The organism is Streptomyces sp. NPDC014676, from assembly GCF_043084105.1.
GTDB lineage: Bacteria > Actinomycetota > Actinomycetes > Streptomycetales > Streptomycetaceae > Streptomyces.
In genome coordinates this window covers 1-7,285 of sequence record NZ_JBIBZI010000040.1, presented here as the reverse complement: position 1 = coordinate 7,285, position 7,285 = coordinate 1, and the positions used below count along the sequence as shown (strand labels likewise).

7 protein-coding genes are annotated in these 7,285 nt (G+C 69.1%); 2 read left to right on the top strand and 5 right to left on the bottom strand.

Features of this window, described 5'->3' with window-relative positions; translation table 11 throughout:
* Positions 1-468 precede the first annotated feature (468 nt).
* Positions 469-984, top strand: coding sequence for a hypothetical protein (locus tag ACF1DX_RS38880; RefSeq protein ID WP_391795862.1), 516 nt, complete (start codon positions 469-471; stop codon positions 982-984).
* A gap of 43 nt (positions 985-1,027) precedes the next feature.
* The gene (locus ACF1DX_RS38875) at positions 1,028-3,691 is read left to right on the top strand and encodes a Helicase associated domain protein (protein WP_391795861.1); all 2,664 of its coding nucleotides are present in this window, start codon (positions 1,028-1,030) and stop codon (positions 3,689-3,691) included.
* Positions 3,692-3,775: 84 nt separating this feature from the next.
* Here the strand turns inward: ACF1DX_RS38875 and ACF1DX_RS38870 are convergent, their stop codons facing one another.
* The 5 genes from ACF1DX_RS38870 to ACF1DX_RS38850 form a co-directional block, all read right to left on the bottom strand.
* Entirely contained in the window at positions 3,776-4,117 is a 342-nt protein-coding gene (locus ACF1DX_RS38870) for a hypothetical protein (RefSeq protein WP_391795860.1), read from the bottom strand.
* 432 nt (positions 4,118-4,549) lie between these two features.
* Positions 4,550-5,128 (bottom strand): SMI1/KNR4 family protein, encoded by a 579-nt coding sequence (locus tag ACF1DX_RS38865; protein ID WP_391795859.1) that lies wholly within the window; start codon positions 5,126-5,128, stop codon positions 4,550-4,552.
* Between the two features lie 358 nt (positions 5,129-5,486).
* Positions 5,487-5,960, bottom strand: coding sequence for a transposase family protein (locus ACF1DX_RS38860; protein WP_391795858.1), 474 nt, complete (start codon positions 5,958-5,960; stop codon positions 5,487-5,489).
* Positions 5,873-6,319 (bottom strand): hypothetical protein, encoded by a 447-nt coding sequence (locus tag ACF1DX_RS38855; protein WP_391795857.1) that lies wholly within the window; start codon positions 6,317-6,319, stop codon positions 5,873-5,875. Before ACF1DX_RS38855 ends, ACF1DX_RS38860 begins: the two co-directional genes overlap by 88 nt.
* Positions 6,320-6,377: 58 nt before the next feature.
* Positions 6,378-6,854: a hypothetical protein gene (locus ACF1DX_RS38850; RefSeq protein WP_391795856.1), complete on the bottom strand. Its 477-nt coding sequence runs from the start codon at positions 6,852-6,854 to the stop codon at positions 6,378-6,380.
* Positions 6,855-7,285: the final 431 nt, after the last annotated feature.

Below are 7,285 nucleotides of genomic sequence, written 5' to 3'. Positions count from 1 at the left end.
CCCGCGGAGCGGGTCCCTCCGGGGCTGCGCCCCGGAGCAAGCGAACCCCCGCGCTGCGCGCGGGGGTTGCGCTCCCGCTCCGCGGGAGCGCTGGCGGGAGGCTCCGCGTCCCGCTCACCCGGCCTTCACAGGCCGGGTGACGCTCCGTTCGCTGCGCTCTCGGAGCGGCGGGACTTCGTCCCGCTACCGGGCTTTCGCTGCGCTGCAGCCCGGGTTGGCGGGTCCGCTGCGCTCCCCCGCCTGATGGTCCTTCCGGCTGCGCCTTCAGGGCCGTTGGGGCCCGCTTCGCGGGCCTGGCTGGCTACAAGAGGTGTGTGCTTGTTCGGGTCGGATGTCGGCGTAGCGGCTTCATTCATTTTGATGCACATGTAGTATTGGCGAAAGCATGAGACACCTCTTAATGACCTGATGCGGGCCCGGATGTCCGCGCTCTCGGAAAAGGGAAGACGCATGTGGAGTGCTCAGGACGTGGCGCGGGATCAGGTCCGGCGTCAGGCGAATGGCCTGGGTGCCGCCGCCATTGCGGAGAAGGTCGCGGAGGCCGCTGTCCGTGAGCGGGAAACCGCGGAGCGGCTGAGGGGGAACGGTTCCTTCTACAAGTTCGAGATGGACCGGGAGCGGTTGGCTGTCACCTGGCTGGCCAAACATGCTGAGTGGCAGCGCGTCAGGGACTTGATGAGTGCGCTGGGTTGGAGTGTGTACGAGCCGGAGCAGGATGTTCAGGGCTCGGTGTGGGCTCGTGAGCGTGAGGAACGGCTTGCTGATGCGCTTGCCGCGCAGGCCGCCTCCGGGGAACAGGGGCGGGAGGGAGCGGATGAGCTGCGTGCGGAGGTCTGGCTGTCCGCCGCGTCCAGCCGGCCGCTCCGGGCGGTGGCCTACCGGGCTGGGCTGCCTGTCTCTCAGGTCCTGGCCCAGCTCGCCGAGCGGATCGTGGTAGGCGAGGACGGTACGGTGTCCGTCCCGCCCTTCACGCCGTCTCAGTGATTCCTGAAGCGAGTGAGAAATAAGTCAGAGGGAGGGCTTGAGAATGCTGGGTATTCAGCTTCGGGAACACCAGGTGGCTCAGAAAACAGCTTTCCGTAGATGGGTGGGATTCCCTGCAGGATCATCTGTACCGTCGGAGGATGCGCGGGGCACGATCGTGTCCGCGACCGGATCCGGGAAAACGATCACGGCGGCTGCGTGCGCGCTGGAGTGCTTCCCGGGCGGGCGGATCCTGGTGACCGTGCCCACTCTGGACCTGCTCGTGCAGACCGCCCAGGCGTGGCGGGCAGTGGGCCACCGGGCCCCGATGGTCGCGGTGTGCTCGCTGGAGAGTGACCCGGTACTGAACGAGCTGGGGGTGCGCACCACCACCAACCCGATCCAGCTCGCCCTGTGGGCCGGGTCCGGGCCGGTGGTGGTGTTCGCCACGTACGCCTCCCTGGTGGACCGCGAGGACATCGACGCACCCGAGGGCCAGGGCAAGGTGCGTGGGCCGCTGGAGGCCGCTCTGGCGGGTGGGGAGCGGCTGTACGGGCAGCAGATGGCCCCGTTCGACCTCGCCATCGTGGACGAAGCCCACTCGACCGCGGGGGAGCTTGGTCGGCCGTGGGCGGCGATCCACGACAACGCCCGCATCCCGGCCGACTACCGGCTCTACCTGACCGCCACCCCGCGCATCCTGGCCTCACCCCGCCCGCAGAAGGGCGCGGACGGTCAGGAGGTGGAGCTGGCGTCGATGGGCCAGGACTCTAAGACGTACGGGCCGTGGATCGCCGAACTGGGCCTGTCGGAGGCCATCGAGCGGGGCATCCTCGCTGGGTTCGAGATCGACGTGCTTGAGATCCGCGACCCCTCCCCCATGCTCGGGGAGTCCGAGGAGGCACGGCGGGGCCGGCGCCTGGCCCTGCTGCAGACCGCGCTCCTGGAGCACGCCGCGAAGTGGAACCTGCGTACGGTCATGACGTTCCACCAGAAGGTCGAGGAAGCCGCCGCGTTCGCGGGGAAGCTGCCGCAGACCGCTGCCGAGCTGTATGCAGGCGACGTCTCGGACGCGGACCTGACGGCCGCGGAGAAGCTCCCGGCGTCGTCGATCGACGCGGCTTTCTACGAGCTCGAGGCCGGACGGCACGTACCCCCGGAGAGGGTGTGGTCGGCGTGGCTGTGCGGCGACCACCTCGTCACCGAGCGGCGGGAAGTCCTGCGCCAGTTCGCAGGCGGCATCGACGCCACGGGCCGGCGGGTACACCGCGCCTTCCTCGCCAGCTGCCGCGTCCTCGGCGAAGGCGTCGACATCACCGGCGAGCGAGGAGTCGAGGCCGTCTGCTTCGCCGACACCCGCGGCTCACAGGTCGAGATCGTGCAGAACATCGGCCGCGCGCTCCGCCTAAACCGCGATGGGTCCACCAAGGTGGCCAGGATCATCGTGCCGGTCTTCCTGGAACCCGGCGAGGACCCCACCGACATGATCGCCAGCGCCTCGTTCCGCCCCCTCGTAGCCGTTTTGCAGGGCCTGCGCAGTCATGATGAACGACTTATCGAACAGCTCGCCTCCCGCGCCCTCACCAGCGGCAAGCGCAAGATCCACCTCCGGCGCGACGAAGACGGGCGGATCGTCGGAGCCGGCGGCGAGGACGACGGCGAGGACCAGGAGCACGACGACACCCAGGCCGCCGCCGAATCGGCCCTGCTGCACTTCTCCACTCCGAGGGACGCGGCGACCATCGCCGCTTTCCTGCGCACCCGGGTATATCGGCCGGAGTCGTTGGTGTGGCTGGAGGGCTACCAGGCGCTCATCCGGTGGCGGGCGGAGAACGAGATCACCGGCCTGTACGCCGTCCCGTACGACACAGAGACCGAGGTCGGCATGACAAAGGCGTTCCCGCTGGGGAGGTGGGTGCACCAGCAGCGAAAGGCGCTGCGGGCCGGGGAGCTGGAGCCGCGCCGCAAGGAACTGCTCGACTCACCCGAGGCCGGGATGGTCTGGGAACCCGGCGAAGAAGCTTGGGAGAGGAAGCTCGCCGTGTTCCGGACCTACCGGCGGACCACCGGGCACCTCGCCCCACGACAGGATGCAGTCTGGGGCGAAGGCGAGGCGATGGTGCCGGTCGGTCAGCACATGGCCAACCTCCGCCGGAAGGGCGGCCTCGGGAAGGACCCGGAGCGGGCCAGGGAGCGCGCGGAGCAGCTGACGGCGATCGACCCGGACTGGGGCTGCCCGTGGCCGCTGGACTGGCAGCGCCACTACCGCGTGCTCGCGGACCTGGTCGACGCCGACGGCAGCCTGCCCGAGATCCAGCCCGGCGTGCTGTTCGACGGTGACGACATCGGGCGGTGGCTCCAACGGCAGAAGCAGCCGGGCACCTGGGCGCAGCTCCTGCCCGAGCAGCAGGAGCGGCTGTCCCAGCTGGGCGTCCAGCCCGCCGAGGCGCCGGCTCCCGCCCCGGCAGCCATACGCGCGGCGAAGGGGTCGAGCAAGGCGCAGCAAGCCTTCCAGCGCGGCCTGGCCGCCCTCACACAGTGGATCGAGCGGGAAGGGGCCGACCGGCCCGTACCGCGCGGTCACGTTGAGGAGATCGCGGTCGACGGCGGGGCGGAGCCGGTGACCGTCAAGCTGGGCGTATGGATCTCGAACACCAAGACCCGCCGCGACAAACTCACGGCGGAGCAACTCGCCGCCCTGCGGAAGCTGGGAGTCGAGTGGGCGTAATGCTGGCTGGAGAATGGTCGGCCACAGCATGGCCAGCCACTCCCCAATCTGGTCTACGGTCAGCCCGTGGGCTCTGTCCGCAGGCTACTTGCCGATGCTGATCTTGTCGTTGTCGAGGAGCGCGGTGTGCGTCGCAGCCGTGATGATCAGCAGGATCAGCAGGAGGCCGGCGACCGGGCTGGTGGCGTCGCCCTTCGGGTCGAGCACGGTCGCGAGGACCAGCACCACGATCTCGGCGATGACGTAGGTAATGGCCAGCCACGGCTTCACTACGCCCTTGACCGCGGCGACGACGAAGGGGACGGCGGCGCAGAGGCTGACAGTGACGACAGGAACGAGCGTCCAGATCACCTTCGCGAGCGTGTTGTTGAACATGCGCGGTCGGGCCGGCACGAGCGGCGCACTGAAGTACGGGTTGCTGGCCATGGGTTCCCCCTCGGGTGGGCGGGTGGTGGTGTGACAGGAGTGTGGTGCGGCGAGGCCTGGTACGCAGGGCTTTCAGCGGGATTGCCGCCTACGAGTGATCAACGCGTGGTGGCGGTCGGGGTTGCGGCGTCGACCAAGGAGGCGTTGGAGATGAGGGCGACGCCGACGGTGGCGGCAAGCGGGATCCACGGGCTCATGGGTGGCTCAACGAGTCGTCGCTTTCGGAGCGCTGCGCCATTGAGCGTTGTCCAACCTGAATTCGCTGGTCACGGGGCTGGCGTGGGCGGGGGCTGAGGTGCTCGTGCCGGTCGGGGGCGTGATCGGTAGCAGGTGATCATCCGGCGCCTTGCCGGTTCGCCGGAATCACGATGCCGGGCCCGGAGTGCCTCGTAGGCTCCGAGGAGAGTCGGGGCCGTTGGCAGCGGGGTTCGGTCAGCCGCTCTCCCGGTAGTTCATGAACCAGTGGGTATCGAAATAGCGGGCCATCGTGAACGGATGGTGCGGGTCGACGAGGATGCGGCAGACGAACTCCGCTGCCTGGCAGTCGAAGGGGACGTCCTCGCCGTCGAAGGACTGGACCACGACGGGCCAACGGTCGGGGTCGTCGCCGTCGGCTCTCCAGCAGTACAGGTTCTCGTGCTCAGTGCCCGCCCAGATGAGCAGACCGTCCTCCCTGAGATTCGTCCACGGCTCCTGGATCAGGTTCAGGAATCCGTCGAAGGCGCCCTCGCCGAACGTCTCGACCATGCGCTTGTAGTCGCTCGGCAGCGCGGTGCCCAGGCGCGACTCCACCTCCGCCCAGTCCACGTCCGGCCGTTGGGCGGGCTGTGTCCAGCCGGTGATTCGTCTGAGCCGCTCCATCCAGTCGACGTCCTCGTCCGGAGTGACCGCCAAGGGTTCCGGCACCTCCCGGTGAGCGACCACCAGCACCGGCCGCTCGGCCCCCTCGGCGTCCCGCGCCGTACCCGTGCCGATCCACTGATCCCCGTACGCCCACGCCCGTATCGTCACGGCCCGGTCCTCGAAGGGGACGAGGAGAGCCGCGCCCCTGGACTCGTCGACCGTCGGGTCGGTGAAGCCGTCGAGGACGAGGGTGCGCGGGGCACCGTACCTGCCGTCGAGCAGGTCGGTCAGCTCCTGCGGGTCCAGGTCACTGGGCAGGTACAGGTAGCCGTCCTGCGGGCCGAGTCGGGCCAGCAGATCGGTGACGGTCGCTTACGTGAGCTCCATGGCGGGCAGTGAAGCGCACCGCACTGACAATGGGCATCGTCCAGCCTGAAGCTGCAGGTCGCGGGGCTGGCGTGGGCCGAGGTTGGGGTGCTCGCGCCGGCCGCGACGCCTTGACTTCGCAGCATTGGGTGGTCGTCCGTCAGCGTTGGATCTCGGCGTTCGTCAGCACGAGGAGAGCCCGCAGTAGCGTGGTTGCGTGTCGGGCGTTCATGCGGACCTTGGTGAGGATCCGCCAGTTCTTCAGGTCGGTGAAGCCGTGCTCGTTCGCTGCTCGCTCGCGGCTGACCAGCCGGTTCGCCTCCTTCTGGGCGTCGGTGAGCGGATGGCCGCGGGTCGCCCGCCGGCCGGTGACGATGACCGGGTCGTCGGGGTCGTCGTCCAGACCGACGAAGCCGAGATCGGCCAGAGCACCCAGGCGGGCCTCCCGCAGACGGGTAGTGATCCTGTTGTGGCGGGCGGCGGTGATCTCGCTGGAGCGCCCTGGCTTCGCCGCCGAGATCCAGACCAGGTTGCCCGCCTCGTCGGTTAGGGCGAGGAACAGCAGGCCGTGAGCCTTGTGCTTCCCGCTGTAGTTCGGCCGGTTCTCGTCCCCGGTGCGTCGGCGGGTGCGCACCAGGGTGCCGTCGAGCAGGACGACGACGCCACCCTTCCGGGCGATTTCTTCAGGACGCGGTCCAGGCACGGGGCACGGGCCGACAACAGGCCGATTACTTCCAGCAGCCAGCGGCGCACGGTGGAGGCGGAGACGCCGTTGCCGCCCGCCATGTCGGAAAGCCGCTGGTCGTACCGGAGGACCGCCAGGACGATCAGGGCGATCCGGCCGGGCGGGAGCTTGCGCCAGCGGGAGCGGATCTTCTTCAGGTGACCGCGGACCAGGCCGGCAACCAGGTCCAGGGTGGCGCTCGACAGCGGCAGGCGGCACTGGTAGACAAGCCCCTCAGTGCCCTCGGCGGGGCTGGTGTTCTTTCGCATGGAATCCCCAACTCCAGCCGGGGGCATGCACGTTACGCCGGAATCAGGCCGCGGCCGGTCAGACGGACGACCGCGGCAGGGCGGTGAAGCGGCCGGCGGGGGTGCGGTGCAACCAGCCTCGGTCCGCCAGGCGCCTGAGCTTGTCACGTACCGGTTCGACCTGCCTGGGCTGGGTGCCCCTGCCGAGTTGGACGCTGACGTCCTTGGCCGGGGCCGGCTCCGAGGCCGCGGCCACGATCTTCATGATCGCCTGGTAGTCGGCGGGCAGCGCGCTCTCGTCCATGCCCGGCTCGCGGTGCGGGACCAGCAGCATCCCGCCCGCACCCGGAGTCGTCACCCGCTCCAACTCCTCAGCCACGGCCGGGTCGTCGGCCTGCCCGCTCCGCTCGGTCTCGATGAACTGTCCGATCACCACCTCGGCGGCCTCCAGCCGGGCCACCTCGGCATCGATCTCGGCGAGTTCCTTGCGCAACCGTTCGGCGCGATCGGCCAACACCACCCTTCGCTGCATCACCCAGACCAGCACGTCCGCCACCAGCAGCCCCCTTCCACCCGGCTCTCCTCGGAGCCTACGAGGCACTCCGGATCCGGCACCGTGATTCCGGCGAACCGGCAAGGCGCCGGGTGATCACCTGTTACCGATCACGCCCCGACCGGTACGAGCATCCCAGCCCCCGCCCACGCCAGCCCCGTGACCAGCGAATTCAGGTTGGACGATGCTCAATGCCAAGGGGACACGTCGAACGCGTCGTCATCGACGGCCAGAACAGCAGCACAAGCTCGGCGTATGGCCATCGAATACCAAGACCCGCCGCGACAAACTAACCCACGACCAGCGCACCGCACTCGCCGAACTCGGAGTCGAGTGGGTTTAGAGTTCCTAACAGAAGTTGTTGATCAAGTAACCGTCCGCTGGTCTGCTCGTTGGTCGGGGCGTGGGGAAGCGTCAGTCGCGGCCGTGGATCG